Origin of the sequence: Streptomyces changanensis (assembly GCF_024600715.1) — a bacterium.
Lineage (GTDB): Bacteria > Actinomycetota > Actinomycetes > Streptomycetales > Streptomycetaceae > Streptomyces > Streptomyces changanensis.
The window spans coordinates 2013013-2028859 of the sequence record NZ_CP102332.1 but is presented as its reverse complement, the minus strand read 5'-3'; the positions used below and the strand labels follow the sequence as shown (position 1 = coordinate 2028859).

Below are 15847 nucleotides of genomic sequence, written 5' to 3'. Positions count from 1 at the left end.
GGCGGGTCCGGCGGGCGCCGGCCGCCCCCGGCGGCGCCCGCCGGACCCGCGCGGTACGTGGCGCGTGTCCGGATCGGGGACAATGGCCCCCATGAGCGTTCGTAAACCAGAAACCGAAGCGACCCACCGGGCCGGCTTCGCGTGCTTCGTCGGCCGTCCCAACGCGGGCAAGTCCACCCTCACGAACGCCCTGGTCGGACAGAAGGTGGCCATCACCTCCAACCGTCCGCAGACCACCCGCCACACCGTGCGCGGCATCGTGCACCGGCCCGACGCGCAGCTCGTCCTCGTGGACACGCCGGGCCTGCACAAGCCGCGCACGCTGCTGGGCGAGCGGCTCAACGACGTCGTGCGCACCACGTGGGCCGAGGTCGACGTCATCGGCTTCTGTCTGCCCGCCGACCAGAAGGTCGGCCCGGGCGACCGGTACATCGCCAAGGAGCTCGCCGCGGTCAGGAAGACCCCGAAGGTCGCCATCGTCACCAAGACGGACCTCGTCGACTCCAGGACCCTCGCCGAGCAGCTCATCGCCATCGACCGGCTCGGCAAGGAGCTGGGCATCGAGTGGGCGGAGATCGTCCCCGTGTCGGCGGTGGGGGACAAGCAGGTGCGGCTCGTCGCCGACCTGCTGGTCCCGCTGCTGCCCGAGGGGCCGGCGCTCTACCCCGAGGGCGACCTCACCGACGAGCCCGAGCAGGTCATGGTCGCCGAGCTGATCCGCGAGGCGGCCCTGGAGGGCGTCCGCGACGAGCTGCCGCACTCGATCGCCGTGGTCGTGGAGGAGATGCTGCCCCGCGAGGGCCGCCCCGAGGACCGGCCGCTGCTCGACATCCACGCCAACGTCTACATCGAGCGCCCCAGCCAGAAGGGGATCGTCATCGGCCCCCAGGGCAAGCGCCTGAAGGAGGTCGGCATCAAGTCCCGCAAGCAGATCGAGGCGCTGCTGGGCACCCCGGTCTTCCTCGACCTCCACGTCAAGGTGGCGAAGGACTGGCAGCGGGACCCGCGCCAGCTGCGCAAGCTGGGCTTCTGAGCCGGGCGGCGGAGGGGGCGCTCACGCCCCCTCCCGCAGTACCCGCGACACCAGTTCCCGCTGCGCGTCGGTCAGGTCCGGTTCGGCGCAGTGCGCCGTCCGGCCGTCGACCGTGATCTCGTAGTGGAACCCGTCGGGCACCCCCACCCCCCGTCCGGCGGACCCGTCGCCATGGGGCCCGTCCCCGGCCGCCCCGCCCCCTGACCCGCCGTCCGCCGTGCCGCCGTCCGCGGACCCGCAGCCCCCTGTGCCGCCGTCCGCCGTGCCGTCGGCCGCGGCCCCGTCCCGGGCCGTGGCGCCGGGCAGCGCCGCCCCGACCAGCCGGTGCCACGCGTCGGCGTCCGGCAGGTCGGAGGTGTCCACCCCCGCTCTGCGCTCGATGCCCGCGAAGCCACCCGTGCGCCGTACCTCGATTCGCATGGCCCACGTCTACCCGCCGGTCGGTACTCCCACCGTCGACCACGCCTTCAGCACCGCCTCGGTCTCCGCGCCCGAGGCACCGTACCGCTCGCGCGCCGCCGCCGCGGTCAGCCGGGCGAACGCGGCGAAGTCCGCCGTCTCCTTGAGCTTGCCGCCGGTCAGCACGTCGTACCAGATCCGCCCGGCCCGCTCCCAGGCGTGCCCGCCCAGCGCCGTCGCCGTCAGGTAGAAGGCGTGGTTGGGGATGCCGCTGTTGATGTGGACCCCGCCGTTGTCCGCGGCCATGTCGACGTAGTCCGCCATCCGCGCCGGCTGCGGGTCCTTGCCGAGGACGTCGTCGTCGTACGCCGTGCCGGGGGCCTTCATCGAGCGCAGCGCCTCGCCCTGCACGCGGTCCGACAGGAGGCCCGCGCCGATCAGCCAGTCGGCCTGCTCGGCGGTCTGGCCCAGGGCGTACTGCTTCACCAGCGACCCGAAGACGTCCGACATGGACTCGTTCAGGGCGCCGGGCTGGCTGAAGTAGGCGAGGTTCGCCGTGTACTGGGTGACGCCGTGCGCCAGCTCGTGGCCGATCACGTCGACGGCCAGGGTGAAGTCCTCGAAGACCTCGCCGTCGCCGTCGCCGAACACCATCTGCTCGCCGTTCCAGAAGGCGTTGGCGTACTCCCGGCCGTAGTGGACGGTCGCGTCGAGGGGCAGGCCCGCACCGTCGATCGAGTCCCGCCGGAAGGCTTCGAGGAAGAGCGTGAACGTGGCGCCGAGCCCGGCGTACGCGCGGTTGACGGTCGCGTCGCCCCCGGGCTCCTGGCCCTCGGCGCGGACCTTCCTCCCGGGCAGCCGGGTGCCGTGCTCGGCGTCGTGGACCGTGCGGCGGGGCTCACCGGTGGCCGCGTCGCGGGCGGCCGTGCGGGTGCCCGTGACGGTGGCCAGGCGGCGGGCGGCGCGGTTGGCCTCGTCGGCGGCGAGGGTGCGGCGGGCGGCCGCGGCGGCCGCCGTGTCGCCGGAGCGGGCCAGCCGGTCGAGGAGGTGCGGGGGGACGATCGTGCAGAACACCCGGGAAGGGCGAGGGAACGCGGTCATACCTCGCAATGTGGCAGCCCGTCACCACAAAGTCACCGGTTGCGACGGTGATTGACGAAAAGGAGTGATTGCTCACCCTTTGGGGATTGGCGGCGCGGCGTCCCGCATACTGGAACGGCACCTCCGCCCCCGTCGACCCTGGGCTACGCTGCTGCGCATCATGCGTTTCGGGCTGCTTCTCCTTAGCCGCCGCGGCGAGGGCCTGTAGTCGTAGGCCGACCCCCTCCCCGCGGAGTCTGGTGCTGCTTCGACCCAGTCGGCCGTCCCGTGCAGGACACCCGAGGAGCCCTACGCCATGTCCCAGCCCGTTGGTCGCCCCACGCCCGTCACCAACGCCACGCACGCCCAGAAGCCGTCCGGGATGCCGATCCACAAGTACGGCCCGTACGAGGCCGTCGACATCCCCGACCGCACGTGGCCGGACCGGCGCATCACCAAGGCGCCCCGCTGGCTCTCCACCGACCTGCGGGACGGCAACCAGGCGCTGATCGACCCCATGTCGCCCGCCCGCAAGCGCGAGATGTTCGACCTGCTGGTACGCATGGGCTTCAAGGAGATCGAGGTCGGTTTCCCCTCCTCCGGCGAGACCGACTTCCAGTTCGTGCGCTCCATCATCGAGGACGGCGCGATCCCCGAGGACGTGACGATCTCCGTCCTGACGCAGGCCCGCGAGGAGCTGATCGAGCGGACCGTCGAGTCGCTGCGCGGCGCCCACCGGGCCACCGTGCACCTGTACAACGCCACCGCGCCCGTCTTCCGCCGCGTCGTCTTCCGCGGCTCCAAGGACCAGGTCCGGCAGATCGCCGTCGACGGCACGCGCCTGGTGATGGAGTACGCCGACAAGCTGCTGGGCGACGAGACGGTCTTCGGCTACCAGTACAGCCCGGAGATCTTCACCGACACCGAGCTGGACTTCGCCCTGGAGGTCTGCGAGGGCGTCATGGACGTCTGGCAGCCCGAGGAGGGCCGTGAGATCATCCTCAACCTGCCCGCGACGGTGGAGCGCTCGACGCCCTCCACGCACGCGGACCGGTTCGAGTGGATGTCGCGCCACCTGTCCCGGCGCGCGCACGTCTGCCTCTCCGTCCACCCGCACAACGACCGCGGCACCGCCGTCGCGGCGGCCGAGCTGGCCGTCATGGCCGGCGCCGACCGCGTCGAGGGCTGCCTGTTCGGGCAGGGCGAGCGGACCGGCAACGTCGACCTGGTCACGCTGGGCATGAACCTGTTCTCGCAGGGCGTCGACCCGCAGATCGACTTCTCGCAGATCGACGAGATCCGCCGCACCTCCGAGTACTGCAACCAGATGGAGGTCCACCCGCGCCACCCCTACGCGGGCGACCTGGTCTACACCGCCTTCTCCGGCTCCCACCAGGACGCCATCAAGAAGGGCTTCGACGCGATGGAGGCCGACGCGGCCGCCGCCGGGAAGACCGTCGACGAGATCGAGTGGGCCGTCCCGTACCTGCCGATCGACCCCAAGGACGTCGGCCGCTCCTACGAGGCGGTCATCCGGGTCAACTCCCAGTCCGGCAAGGGCGGCATCGCCTACGTCCTGAAGAACGACCACAAGCTGGAGCTGCCGCGCCGGATGCAGATCGAGTTCTCGCGGATCATCCAGGCGAAGACCGACGCCGAGGGCGGCGAGGTCACGCCGAAGGACATCTGGGCCGTCTTCCAGGACGAGTACCTGCCGAACCCGGACAACCCCTGGGGGCGCGTCCAGCTGCGGTCCGGGCAGACCACCACGGACAAGGACGGTACGGACACGCTGACCGCCGAGGCCGTCGTGGACGGCGTCGACACCGTGCTGAGCGGTTCCGGGAACGGCCCGATCTCGGCGTTCTTCGACGCGCTGCAGTCCATCGGCATCGACGTGCGGCTGCTGGACTACCAGGAGCACACGATGAGCGAGGGCGCCTCCGCGCAGGCCGCCTCGTACATCGAATGCGCCATCGACGGCAAGGTCCTGTGGGGCATCGGCATCGACGCCAACACCACCCGCGCCTCGCTGAAGGCCGTCATCTCGGCGGTCAACCGCTCCGCGCGCTGAGTTCCCCAAGCCGCGCCGCCGAACCCCGTCCCCCGGTCGAGGACGGGGTTCGGCCATGTCGTTGGCGTTCTCCGGACGAGGTACTGACGGCGCATCACGGATGTGGCTAACATCACGTGCACGTCGGCAAGGTGGCCGAGGCGTCAGGAGGTGCGACGTGCAGACAACACGGGGATCGCGGAGATCACGTGGCCGGAAGCTCCGCATTTGTTCCGTCCACACCTCGTGGCACACCGTCGGCGACGGTGAGTTCTTCTGCCCCGGCTGCGGCGGTGACCGCAACTACCGGCGCCGTACCGGCCGGCGCCGCCTCACCCTCCTGGGCGTCCCGCTGCTGGCGCGCGGGGTCACCGGCCCCGTCGTCGAGTGCGCCGCCTGCCACGACCGGTTCGGCACCGACGTCCTGGACCACCCCACCACGGCCCGGTTCTCGGCGATGCTCCGCGACGCCGTGCACACCGTGGCCCTCGCGGTCCTGGCCGCGGGCGGCACCTCCTCCGCCACGGCCGTGCGGACCGCGGTCCACGCCGTCCGGGCCGCCGGGTACGAGGACTGCACCGACGACAGCCTCACCGGCCTCATCGACGCCCTCGCCGCCGACACCGGCCGGTACCTCGGCGACGTGGACGGGCCGTGCGGCGCGGCCCTCGCCATCGAGCTGCACGAGGCGCTGGAACCGCTCGCCCCGCACCTCGCCGCGGCCGGCCGCGAGTCGATCCTGCTGCAGGGGGCCCGGATCGCCCTCGCCGACGGCGCCTACAGCCCCGCCGAGCGGGAGGTCCTCGCCACCGTGGGCAACGCCCTGCTGCTGCGGCCCGACGACACCACCCGCCTCATGGAAGCGGCGCGCACCCCGCTCTGAGCCCCGCTCGGGGGCCCACGACGGCGTACGCGCCGAGAAGCCGCCGGCCGCCCGCGGCGGGGCGGCCGGCAACAGGTGTCAGACCTCGACGCCGCTCGCCCGCAGCATCTCCTCGCGCTCCACGATCTTCACGCGCTCCCGGCCCTCCGCCTCGCCGCGCGCCCGCTCGGCCGCGTCCAGCCGGTACCAGCCCTCCCAGGTGGTGTAGGCGACGCCCCGACCCTCCAGGAACCGCACCACGGCCTCCTCGTCCGGCGCCTCGGGGCTCAGCAGGCGGCCCTCGCGGTGGTCCTCCAGCAGGTTCGCGACGGTCTCGTTCGCGTCACCCTTGGTGTGGCCGATCAGCCCGATCGGGCCGCGGCGGATCCACCCCGTGACGTACGTGGAGCGGACGTGCTCGCCGCCCTCGACCACCCGGCCGCCCTCGTCCGGGACGGTGCCGGACGCCGGGTCCCACGGCAGCTTCGGCAGCTCCTCCGAGAGGTAGCCGACCGCGCGGTAGACGGCCTGGACGTCCCAGGTGGTGAACTCCCCGGTGCCCTTGACGTTGCCCGTGCCGTCCAGCTCGGTGCGCTCGGTGCGCAGGCCGACGACCCGGCCGTCCTCGCCGAGGATCTCGGACGGCGACTCGAAGAAGTGCAGGAACAGCTTGTGCGGACGGTCGCCGACGTCCCGGATCGCCCAGTTCTCCAGGGTCTTGGCGACCATGTCGACCTGCTTGTTGGAGCGCCGGGCGTCGATGGAGCCCTGGTCGTAGTCGATGTCCTCGGGGTTGACGACGACCTCGATGCTGGGGGAGTGGTCCAGCTCGCGCAGCTCCATGGGGCTGAACTTCGCCTGGGCCGGGCCACGCCGCCCGAACACGTGGATCTCGCGGGCCCGGTTGGCCTTCAGCCCCTCGTGGACGTTCGGGGGTATCTCCGTCGACAGCAGCTCGTCGGCGGTCTTGGCGAGGACGCGCGCCACGTCCAGGGCCACGTTGCCGACGCCCAGCACGGCGACCTTCTCGGCCTCCAGCGGCCAGGTGCGCGGCGCGTCGGGGTGGCCGTCGTACCAGGAGACGAAGTCGGCCGCGCCGTGGGAGCCGTCGAGCTCCACGCCCGGGATCCGCAGTTCCCGGTCGGCGTCGGCACCCGTCGAGAAGACGACCGCGTCGTAGAAGGCGCGCAGGTCGTCCAGGGTGATGTCGGACGGGTAGTCGACATTGCCGAAGAGGCGGATCTGCGGCTTGTCCAGCACCTGGTGGAGCGCCGTGACGATGCCCTTGATGCGGGGGTGGTCCGGGGCGACGCCGTACCGGATCAGGCCGAAGGGCGCCGGCATGCGCTCGAAGAGGTCGATGGAGACGCCCGGGTCGGTGGCGGCCTCGGACTTCAGCAGGGCGTCGGCGGCGTAGATGCCGGCCGGGCCGGCACCGACGATCGCGACCCGCAGGGGGCGGGGCATGGCAGGTTCCCTTCGACGGTCAGCACTTCTCGTCCGCCAGCCTCACAAGCGCGGGGGTGGAGCGGTACCCGGTTCTGGTCTATGACCACATAAGGCTCGCTTATGGGGTATCGAAGTGACGGTTGGGGCATCACGGTCCGGTCGGACCGAGATCACCACCCTATGGGGCCCGTGGCGGTGCCCCGGCCCGGGGGGTCGACGCCCGGCCACCCACCGGGAGCGGCACCGGGCACCTCCGTCCGTACGGGAGAATGGGCCCATGAGCCTGTTCCGTGACGACGGCGTCGTGCTGCGCACCCAGAAGCTGGGCGAGGCCGACCGGATCATCACGTTCCTCACCCGCGGCCACGGGCGCGTGCGCGCCGTGGCGCGCGGGGTACGCCGGACCAAGTCGAAGTTCGGCGCCAGGCTCGAACCCTTCTCGCACGTGGACGTCCAGTTCTTCGCCCGCGGCAGCGAGCTCGTCGGGCGCGGCCTGCCGCTGTGCACACAGACCGAGACCATCGCCGCGTACGGCGGCGGCATCGTCACCGACTACGCCCGGTACACCGCCGGCACCGCGATGCTGGAGACCGCCGAGCGCTTCACCGACCACGAGGGGGAGCCCGCCGTCCAGCAGTACCTGCTGCTCGTCGGCGCCCTGCGCACCCTCGCCCGCGGCGAGCACGCCCCGCGCCTCGTCCTCGACGCCTTCCTGCTGCGCTCGCTCGCCGTGAACGGCTACGCCCCCTCCTTCGTGGACTGCGCCCGCTGCGGCATCCACGGGCCGAACCGGTTCTTCTCGGTGGCGGCGGGCGGCGTCGTCTGCGGCGACTGCCGGGTGCCGGGCAGCGTCGTACCCTCGGCGGAGGCCGTCGGTCTGCTCAGCGCGCTGCTGAGCGGCGACTGGGTCACGGCGGACGCGTGCGAGGCGCGCCACGTCCGGGAGGGCAGCGGGCTGGTGTCCGCCTACCTGCACTGGCACCTGGAGCGCGGACTGCGTTCGCTCCGCTACGTGGAGAAGTAGAGAACTAGGAGATGTGAGCCGCATGGCCATGGCACGACGCGGAATCCTCGGGCGCTCCAAGCGCCAGTACAAGGACCCCGAGCCGCACCCGTCCGGCGCGCGCCCGCCGGGGCTCCCCGGCGAGCTCGTCCCCGGGCACGTCGCGATCGTCATGGACGGCAACGGCCGCTGGGCCAAGGACCGCGGCCTGCCCCGCACCGAGGGGCACAAGGTCGGCGCCGAGCGGGTGCTGGACGTCCTCCAGGGCGCGATCGAGGCGGGCGTCGGCAGCATCTCCCTGTACGCCTTCTCCACCGAGAACTGGCGGCGCTCCCCGGACGAGGTGCGCTTCCTGATGAACTTCAACCGGGACTTCATCCGCAAGACCCGCGACCAGCTCGACGAGCTCGGCATCCGGGTCCGCTGGGTCGGCCGGATGCCCAAGCTGTGGAAGTCCGTCGCCCAGGAGCTCCAGATCGCCCAGGAGCAGACCAAGGACAACGACCGGCTCACCCTCTACTTCTGCATGAACTACGGCGGCCGCGCCGAGATCGCGGACGCGGCGCAGGCCCTGGCGGCCGACGTGAAGGCGGGGCGGCTCGACCCGTCGAAGGTCACGGAGAAGACCTTCGCCAAGTACCTGTACTACCCGGACATGCCGGACGTCGACCTGTTCCTGCGGCCGAGCGGCGAGCAGCGCACGTCCAACTACCTGCTGTGGCAGAGCGCGTACGCCGAGATGGTCTTCCAGGACGTGCTGTGGCCGGACTTCGACCGCCGCGACCTGTGGCGGGCCTGCCTGGAGTACGCCCAGCGCGACCGCCGCTTCGGCGGTGCGGTGCCCAACGAGCAGCTCCTCGCGATGGAGAGCGCGATGCGGGGCGACGGGACGGCCGGCGCCGAGGCCTGACCGGCCTGCGGCCGCGTAGGGCGGCGCCACGGCGCCCGGGCGGACGTGGAGGGCGCGGCCACCCCCGAGGGGGCCGCGCCCTCCGTACGTCGCTGCCGCGTCCCGGGGCCGGTCGTACCCGAGACGCGGCGCCCGGTTCAGCCCTCGGCCGCCGCGCACTCCGCGCAGGTGCCGAAGATCTCCACCGTGTGCGCCACGTTCACGAAGCCGTGCTCCGCCGCGACGGACTCGGCCCACTCCTCGACGGCCGGCCCCTCGACCTCGACGGCCTTGCCGCAGCCGCGGCACACCAGGTGGTGGTGGTGCTCGCCGGTCGAGCAGCGGCGGTAGACGGCCTCGCCCTCGCTGGTGCGCAGCACGTCGACCTCGCCCGCGTCCGCGAGGGACTGCAGCGTGCGGTAGACGGTCGTCAGGCCCACGGAGTCCCCGCGGTGCTTGAGCATGTCGTGCAGCTCCTGCGCGCTGCGGAACTCGTCCACCTCTCTCAGCGCCGCCGCAACGGCGGCGCGCTGCCGGGTCGACCGGCCGCGTACGCCGGATCCTGCCGTCGCCACAGGTGTCTCCTTGCCCTCGGCCCGCTCACGCGTACGTCGTGTGTCTACGTCCGCCTTCCGTCCGGCCATTCTGCCAGGCCCCGCGGCGGGGCCCGGCCGCCGTGATCGGCGGGCACGGCCTGATCGGATCAGACCTTGACGTCGTCGGCGGCGCCCGCGGACGGCCGCGCGTCGTGTCCGTGCGCCGCCCCGGCCTCCCGGGCGGCCCGGGCGCGCCGCCGGGCCAGCGGCGCGGCCAGCGCGGCGAACAGGACGAACACGGCGATGGCCAGCAGCACGATCGTGGCGCCCGGCGGGACGTCCTGGTAGTACGTCGTGACGGTGCCGGCCAGGGACACCGCCGTGCCGATGAGGACCGCCACCGCGAAGGTCGACCGGAAGCTGCGGGTCAGCTGCTGGGCGGCCGCGACCGGCACCACCATCAGCGCGCTGACCAGGAGCAGCCCCACGACCCGCATGGCGACCGTCACGGTGACGGCGGCCGTCACGGCCACGAGCAGGTTCAGCGCCCGCACCGGCAGGCCCGTCACGCGGGCGAACTCCTCGTCCTGGCTGATCGCGAAGAGCTGGCGGCGCAGCCCCAGCGAGACCGCCAGGACGAACCCGGCGAGCACGCAGATCGCGGTCACGTCCTCGGCGGAGACCGTCGCGAGGGAGCCGAAGAGGTAGCTCATGAGGTTGGCGTTGGAGCCCTCGGGCGAGAGGCTGGTCAGCATCACGCCGCCGGCCATGCCGCCGTAGAAGAGCAGGGCGAGCGCGATGTCGCCGCGCGTGCGCCCGTACATGCGGATGAGCTCCATCAGGACGGCACCGGCGATCGAGACGAGGCCGGCGACCCACACGGGGTTGGCGGACATCAGGAAGCCGAGGCCGACGCCGGTCATGGCGACGTGGCCGATCCCGTCGCCCATGAGGGCCTGCCGCCGCTGCACGAGGTGGATGCCGACGGCGGGCGCCGTGATGCCCACCAGGAGGGCGGCGAGGAGCGCCCGCTGCATGAACGCGTGGTCGAGGATTTCCATGGTCAGGTGAGCAGTCCCGTGCGGAGCGGCTCGTCGGCCGCGTGCGGATGTACGTGGTCGTGGCCGGGCAGCGCGTGCTGGCCGACGGCTTCCGGCGGCGGGCCGTCGTGGACGACGCACCCGTCGCGCAGGACGACCGCGCGGTCGATCAGCGGCTCCAGCGCTCCCAGCTCGTGCAGGACCAGCAGCACGGTGGTCCCGCCGCCGACCTGCTCGCGCAGGGTCGCGGCGAGCACCTCCTGGCTCGCCAGGTCGACGCCCGCCATCGGCTCGTCCATGATCAGCAGCTCGGGTTCGGAGGCGAGCGCGCGGGCGATGAGCACGCGCTGGTGCTGGCCGCCGGAGAGCGCCCACACCGAGTCCGCGGCCCGGTCGCCCAGGCCGACGAGCTCGATGGCCCGGTCCACGGCCGTCCGGTCGGCCCTGGAGGGCCAGCGCAGCAACCCGGTGCGGGAGAGGCGGCCCGAGGAGACGACCTCGCGGACGGTGGCGGGCACGCCGCTGGCCGCGGTGGTGCGCTGCGGTACGTAGCCGACGCGCGCCCAGTCGCGGAAGCGGCGCAGCTCGGTGCCGAAGAGGGATATCGCGCCGCCGGTGAGCGGCACCTGACCGATCACGGAGCGCACGGCGGTGGACTTGCCCGAGCCGTTCGCGCCGAGCAGGGCGACGACCTCGCCGCGGTGGACGGCGAAGTCGACACCGCGCAGCACGGGGCGTGCGCCGAGCGCGGCCGTGGCCGCCCGGACCGAGATGACGGGCTCGATGCTCACCGTGCCTCCATGGGGTGTGCCGGAAGGGGAGGGTCGGGTCACTTGGCGCCGAGGGCCTTCTGGAGGGCCGCCAGGTTGGCCCGCATGACCTCGAGGTAGTCAGCGCCCCGGGACCGGTCGGTGATTCCCTCCAGCGGGTCGAGGACGTCCGTCTTGAGTCCGGTGTCGGCGGCGAGGGTCTTCGCGGTCCGGTCGCTGGCGAGGGTCTCGAAGAAGACCGTGGTGACCTTGTCCTGCTTCGCGATGGCCTGGAGCTCCTTGACCCGGGCGGGGCTCGGCTCGGACTCGGGGTCGAGGCCGGAGATGCTCTCCTGGTCCAGGCCGTACCGCTCGGCGAGGTAGCCGAAGGCGGAGTGCGTGGAGATGAAGGTGCGGGTGGTGGTGTTCTTCAGGCCCTGCCGGAAGGCGGTGTCCAGGCCGCCGAGCTCCTTCACGAGCTCGTCGGCGTTCTTGCGGTACGTGGCGGCGTTCTCCGGGTCGGCCTTGGCGAGGGAGTCGCCGACGCCCTTGGCGACCTCCGCGTACTTCACCGGGTCCAGCCAGACGTGCGGGTCGCCCCCGGCCTCGCTCTCGTGGGCGTGGTCGTGGGACTCCTCCGCGGGGGACTCCTCCGCGTGGGACTCCTCGGCGTGCGCCTCGCCCTCGTGGGCGCCGTGGTCGTGGCCGTCGACGGTGGTGCCGTGCGACTCCAGGGTGGTGAGGGTGGCGGCGTCGACGGTGTTCGCCACGCCCGCCTGCTTGACCGCGTCGTCGACGGCGGGCTGGAGGCCCTTGAGGTAGAGGATGTAGTCGGCCTTGCCCAGATCGGCGATCTGGCGCGTCTTGAGCTCCAGGTCGTGCGGCTCGACCCCGGGCTTGGTGAGGGTGGTCACCGAGACCTCGTCGCCGCCGATCCGCTCGGCCAGGTACTGCATCGGGTAGAACGACGCCACGACGTCCAGTTTGCCGTCCTTGTTCCCCTCCGCGCCTCCGGAGGAGCCGGAGCAGGCGGAGAGGGTGACCAGGCCGAGGAGGGCGGCACCGGCCGCGGCGGTGGTGGATATGGGGCGTCGTACGTTCATGACACTCATTTTCAACTTTCCTGGAAACGATTGTCAACAAAGCGACCAAGTGGCCCCCGCCACCCACCGATTTGATCCCGAGGGTGCGCGCGCCGCTAATCTGAGGCATTCGCCGTTCGTCGTCGTCGTTATGAAGAGAGCACCGTGGCCGCCGACAAGATCGACACCATCGTCAGCCTGAGCAAGCGCCGTGGCTTCGTCTACCCCTGCAGCGAGATCTACGGCGGCCAGAAGGCCGCCTGGGACTACGGGCCGCTCGGTGTGGAGCTGAAGGAGAACATCAAGCGTCAGTGGTGGCGCTACATGGTCACCTCCCGTGAGGACGTCGTCGGTCTCGACTCGTCGGTCATCCTCGCCTCCGAGGTGTGGGAAGCCTCCGGCCACGTGGCGACCTTCTCGGACCCCCTCACCGAGTGCACCTCCTGCCACAAGCGCTACCGCGCCGACCACCTGGAGGAGGCGTACGAGGAGAAGCACGGTCGCCTGCCCGCGAACGGCCTCGCCGACCTGAACTGCCCCAACTGCGGCAACAAGGGCCAGTTCACGGAGCCCAAGCAGTTCTCCGGCCTGCTCTCCACCCACCTCGGTCCCACGCAGGACTCCGGCTCCATCGCCTACCTGCGCCCCGAGACCGCGCAGGGCATCTTCACCAACTTCGCCCAGGTGCACCAGACTTCGCGCAAGAAGCCGCCGTTCGGCATCGCGCAGGTGGGCAAGTCCTTCCGGAACGAGATCACTCCGGGCAACTTCATCTTCCGGACCCGCGAGTTCGAGCAGATGGAGATGGAGTTCTTCGTCAAGCCGGGGGAGGACGAGACCTGGCAGGAGTACTGGATGGAGCAGCGCTGGAACTGGTACACGGGCCTGGGTCTCCGTGAGGAGAACATGCGCTGGTACGAGCACCCGCAGGAGAAGCTCTCCCACTACTCGAAGCGCACCGCCGACATCGAGTACCGCTTCCGCTTCGGCGGCAGCGAGTGGGGCGAGCTGGAGGGCGTCGCCAACCGCACCGACTACGACCTGTCCGCCCACGCCAAGGCGTCCGGCACCGACCTGTCGTACTTCGACCAGGAGGCCGGCGAGCGCTGGACCCCCTACGTGATCGAGCCGGCCGCCGGTGTCGGCCGCGCCATGCTGGCCTTCCTGCTCGACGCGTACGTCGAGGACGAGGCGCCCAACGCCAAGGGCAAGATGGAGAAGCGCACCTCGCTGCGGCTCGACCACCGCCTCGCCCCGGTCAAGGTCGCGGTCCTGCCGCTCTCCCGCAACCCCGAGCTGTCGCCGAAGGCCAAGGGCCTCGCCGCCGACCTGCGCCAGAACTGGAACATCGAGTTCGACGACGCGGGCGCGATCGGCCGCCGCTACCGCCGCCAGGACGAGATCGGCACGCCGTACTGCGTCACCGTCGACTTCGACACCCTCGAGGACAACGCCGTGACGGTCCGCGAGCGCGACTCGATGCAGCAGGAGCGTGTCTCCCTCGACCAGATCCAGGGCTACCTCGCCTCCCGTCTGATCGGCTGCTGACGCACCACCGCGACGCACACCAGCGGCGGAGCCCCCGGAACCTCGGGACCGGGGGCTCCGCCGTGTCCGCCGGAGGCGGCGGAGAAAACCGGATGCCGCACGCCCCCGCGGGCGCTACGGTCTTCCCCATGTTCTTCCACCTCCCGTTCTACGAGTGAGAGGGCGCCGGGCCGTCCCGGCCCGCGGCGCCCCGACCAGTCACACCCGGACGATTTCTCACCATCAGGGAGACCCCCATGGCCAAGAGCCGCAACAATCTGCTCGGTGTCGGCGGACAGCGCGGAAAGCTGTCCCGCGGAGACCGACAGGGATCCGCGCCGTCGCCCGACGCCGCCGAGCGCCGCACGGCGGCGGCCGAGGCGAAGCAGGAGCTGCTGCGCAAGATGCGCGAGCGCGTCGGTGACGCGCCGGAGCAGGAGCAGCAGGAGACGCAGAAGTAGAAGTAGGAGCGGGAGCGGCGGGAGGGCCGAGCGCCCCCCTGCCGTGACGCCGTGGGCCCGGTCGCCTGGTGGGGCGACCGGGCCCACGCCCGTGGTGCGGCTCCCGTCGAGCGGCGTCCACGGAGGGGCAGCCCGCAGCCCGAGGAGCGGCTGCCGCCGGGCGGTGCCCGAGCGCCGGGCCCGTTGATCCGCGGCCGTCGGGCGGTGCCCGCCCAGTGGCGGGAGCCGAGGAGCGGCGGCCGTCGGGCGGGCCCCTAGCGGCGGTGCCCGAAGAGGGGCGGCCGGGGAGCGCGCGCGGTACGGGACAATGGGGGGCATGACCGCGTTCACCCCCCTCTCCATCGGCCCGCACACCGTGCAGCCGCCGGTGGTGCTCGCCCCGATGGCCGGTATCACCAACGCCCCGTTCCGCACCCTGTGCCGTGAGTTCTCCGGCGGCAAGGGCCTGTTCGTGAGCGAGATGATCACCACCCGGGCGTTGGTCGAACGCAACGAGAAGACCATGCAGCTCGTCCACTTCGACGCGTCCGAGACCCCGCGCTCGATCCAGCTGTACGGAGTGGACCCGGTCACCGTCGGCAAGGCGGTCCGCATGATCGTGGACGAGGACCTCGCCGACCACATCGACCTGAACTTCGGCTGCCCCGTTCCCAAGGTGACCCGCAAGGGCGGCGGCTCGGCGCTCCCGTACAAGCGGCCGCTGCTGCGGGCGATCCTGCACGAGGCGGTCACCAACGCCGGTGATCTCCCGGTCACGATGAAGATGCGCAAGGGCATCGACGACGACCACATCACCTACCTCGACGCCGGGCGCATCGCCGTCGAGGAGGGTGTCACCGCCATCGCCCTGCACGGCCGCACGGCCGCCCAGCACTACGGGGGCACGGCCGACTGGGACGCCATCGCCCGTCTGAAGGAGCACGTCCCGGAGATCCCGGTGCTCGGCAACGGTGACATCTGGTGCGCCGAGGACGCCCTGCGGATGATGCGCGTGACCGGCTGCGACGGCGTGGTCGTGGGGCGCGGCTGCCTGGGCCGGCCGTGGCTCTTCGGCGACCTGGTCGCGGCCTTCGAGGGCGGCGGCGCGGTGGCGGCGCCCGGCCTGCGGGAGGTCGCGGACGTCATGGTGCGGCACGCCCGGCTGCTGGGGGAGTGGATCGGCGACGAGTCGCGCGGTGTCATCGACTTCCGCAAGCACGTGGCCTGGTACCTGAAGGGCTTCGCGGTCGGGTCGGAGATGCGCAAGCGGCTGGCGGTCACCTCGTCCCTGGACGAGCTGCGCGCTCAGTTGAGCGAACTCGACCTGGACCAGCCCTGGCCCGAGGGTGCCGACGGCCCTCGCGGCCGGACGTCCGGAAACAACCGGGTCGTCCTGCCCGACGGCTGGTTGAAGGACCCGTACGACTGCGCCGCCATCAGCGCGGATGCCGAGCTGGACACCTCCGGGGGCTGATCGGCGGGTGGTTCCCGACGTCCGGATCGTGGACGTCAAGGGCCGTCGGCGGCGTGATTCTCGCCACCCCTGATCGGGCTGTCGCTCAGATGAGCGCGAAAGGGGTGGCTGTACTTCTCAAAGGGCGGCACTCAGTGCCACCCTTTGAGCGTTCAAGAAGTGAAGACAAGTGGGCGGGGAGGGTGCTCGGATGAGCGGTCTTTGAGGACTTCTTGACCATGACGGTTCAAG

The 15847-nt window shown here is 71.8% G+C and carries 14 protein-coding genes and 2 pseudogenes; 8 read left to right on the top strand and 8 right to left on the bottom strand.

What is annotated here, in order from left to right; translation table 11 throughout:
• Positions 1–82: 82 nt before the first annotated feature.
• Entirely contained in the window at positions 83–1033 is a 951-nt protein-coding gene (era, locus tag NRO40_RS09085; protein WP_058944701.1) for a GTPase Era, read from the top strand.
• A gap of 21 nt (positions 1034–1054) precedes the next feature.
• Here era and NRO40_RS30940 read toward each other — a convergent pair.
• The 3 genes and pseudogenes from NRO40_RS30940 to NRO40_RS09075 all read right to left on the bottom strand — a co-directional run.
• Positions 1055–1183 (bottom strand): annotated as a pseudogene (locus NRO40_RS30940) (protealysin inhibitor emfourin); the annotation flags it as partial.
• 120 nt (positions 1184–1303) lie between these two features.
• Positions 1304–1453: pseudogene (locus tag NRO40_RS30750) on the bottom strand (protealysin inhibitor emfourin); the annotation flags it as partial.
• A gap of 9 nt (positions 1454–1462) precedes the next feature.
• Positions 1463–2533, bottom strand: a complete 1071-nt coding sequence (locus NRO40_RS09075) for a M4 family metallopeptidase (RefSeq protein ID WP_058944703.1) — start codon at positions 2531–2533, stop codon at positions 1463–1465.
• Between the two features lie 295 nt (positions 2534–2828).
• Here NRO40_RS09075 and leuA point away from each other — a divergent pair, with 295 nt between their 5' ends.
• Positions 2829–4586 carry a 2-isopropylmalate synthase gene (leuA, locus tag NRO40_RS09070; RefSeq protein WP_058944704.1) on the top strand — a complete coding sequence of 586 codons (1758 nt, stop codon included), beginning with the start codon at positions 2829–2831 and terminating at the stop codon, positions 4584–4586.
• 157 nt (positions 4587–4743) lie between these two features.
• Positions 4744–5448: a TerB family tellurite resistance protein gene (locus NRO40_RS09065; RefSeq protein ID WP_058944705.1), complete on the top strand. Its 705-nt coding sequence runs from the start codon at positions 4744–4746 to the stop codon at positions 5446–5448.
• 78 nt (positions 5449–5526) lie between these two features.
• Here the strand turns inward: NRO40_RS09065 and NRO40_RS09060 are convergent, their stop codons facing one another.
• Entirely contained in the window at positions 5527–6894 is a 1368-nt protein-coding gene (locus NRO40_RS09060; protein ID WP_058944706.1) for an FAD-dependent oxidoreductase, read from the bottom strand.
• 259 nt (positions 6895–7153) lie between these two features.
• Here NRO40_RS09060 and recO point away from each other — a divergent pair, with 259 nt between their 5' ends.
• Entirely contained in the window at positions 7154–7900 is a 747-nt protein-coding gene (gene recO / locus NRO40_RS09055; RefSeq protein ID WP_058944707.1) for a DNA repair protein RecO, read from the top strand.
• Positions 7901–7928: 28 nt separating this feature from the next.
• Entirely contained in the window at positions 7929–8789 is an 861-nt protein-coding gene (locus tag NRO40_RS09050) for an isoprenyl transferase (RefSeq protein ID WP_058944716.1), read from the top strand.
• A 137-nt stretch (positions 8790–8926) separates the two neighbouring features.
• On the opposite strand, the gene NRO40_RS09045 is transcribed toward NRO40_RS09050, so the two are convergent.
• The 4 genes from NRO40_RS09045 to NRO40_RS09030 form a co-directional block, all read right to left on the bottom strand.
• On the bottom strand, positions 8927–9343 hold the full coding sequence (locus tag NRO40_RS09045) for a Fur family transcriptional regulator (RefSeq protein WP_058944708.1): 417 nt from the start codon (positions 9341–9343) through the stop codon (positions 8927–8929).
• A 128-nt stretch (positions 9344–9471) separates the two neighbouring features.
• Complete coding sequence (locus tag NRO40_RS09040) at positions 9472–10365, bottom strand: metal ABC transporter permease (RefSeq protein ID WP_257375369.1); 894 nt, start codon at positions 10363–10365, stop codon at positions 9472–9474.
• A 2-nt stretch (positions 10366–10367) separates the two neighbouring features.
• On the bottom strand, positions 10368–11135 hold the full coding sequence (locus NRO40_RS09035; protein ID WP_107115228.1) for a metal ABC transporter ATP-binding protein: 768 nt from the start codon (positions 11133–11135) through the stop codon (positions 10368–10370).
• A gap of 38 nt (positions 11136–11173) precedes the next feature.
• Positions 11174–12196, bottom strand: coding sequence for a metal ABC transporter substrate-binding protein (locus NRO40_RS09030; RefSeq protein ID WP_058944717.1), 1023 nt, complete (start codon positions 12194–12196; stop codon positions 11174–11176).
• Between the two features lie 144 nt (positions 12197–12340).
• Between NRO40_RS09030 and NRO40_RS09025 the strand changes: the two genes are divergently transcribed.
• The 3 genes from NRO40_RS09025 to dusB all read left to right on the top strand — a co-directional run bounded on the left by NRO40_RS09025 (position 12341) and on the right by dusB (position 15616).
• Complete coding sequence (locus tag NRO40_RS09025) at positions 12341–13723, top strand: glycine--tRNA ligase (protein ID WP_058944711.1); 1383 nt, start codon at positions 12341–12343, stop codon at positions 13721–13723.
• Between the two features lie 236 nt (positions 13724–13959).
• Complete coding sequence (locus NRO40_RS09020; protein ID WP_058944712.1) at positions 13960–14163, top strand: DUF6243 family protein; 204 nt, start codon at positions 13960–13962, stop codon at positions 14161–14163.
• 316 nt (positions 14164–14479) lie between these two features.
• Positions 14480–15616 (top strand): tRNA dihydrouridine synthase DusB, encoded by a 1137-nt coding sequence (gene dusB, locus NRO40_RS09015; RefSeq protein WP_058944713.1) that lies wholly within the window; start codon positions 14480–14482, stop codon positions 15614–15616.
• Positions 15617–15847: the final 231 nt, after the last annotated feature.

Excerpts from the sequence above, each read along its gene's own strand:
- era (WP_058944701.1), top strand. The coding sequence starts at position 83 with ATGGCCCCCATGAGCGTTCGTAAACCAGAAACCGAAGCGACCCACCGG.
- NRO40_RS09075 (WP_058944703.1), bottom strand. The coding sequence starts at position 2,533 with ATGACCGCGTTCCCTCGCCCTTCCCGGGTGTTCTGCACGATCGTCCCC.
- leuA (WP_058944704.1), top strand. The coding sequence starts at position 2,829 with ATGTCCCAGCCCGTTGGTCGCCCCACGCCCGTCACCAACGCCACGCAC.
- NRO40_RS09060 (WP_058944706.1), bottom strand. The coding sequence starts at position 6,894 with ATGCCCCGCCCCCTGCGGGTCGCGATCGTCGGTGCCGGCCCGGCCGGC.
- recO (WP_058944707.1), top strand. The coding sequence starts at position 7,154 with ATGAGCCTGTTCCGTGACGACGGCGTCGTGCTGCGCACCCAGAAGCTG.
- NRO40_RS09050 (WP_058944716.1), top strand. The coding sequence starts at position 7,929 with ATGGCACGACGCGGAATCCTCGGGCGCTCCAAGCGCCAGTACAAGGAC.
- NRO40_RS09040 (WP_257375369.1), bottom strand. The coding sequence starts at position 10,365 with ATGGAAATCCTCGACCACGCGTTCATGCAGCGGGCGCTCCTCGCCGCC.
- NRO40_RS09030 (WP_058944717.1), bottom strand. The coding sequence starts at position 12,196 with ATGAACGTACGACGCCCCATATCCACCACCGCCGCGGCCGGTGCCGCC.
- NRO40_RS09020 (WP_058944712.1), top strand. The coding sequence starts at position 13,960 with ATGGCCAAGAGCCGCAACAATCTGCTCGGTGTCGGCGGACAGCGCGGA.
- dusB (WP_058944713.1), top strand. The coding sequence starts at position 14,480 with ATGACCGCGTTCACCCCCCTCTCCATCGGCCCGCACACCGTGCAGCCG.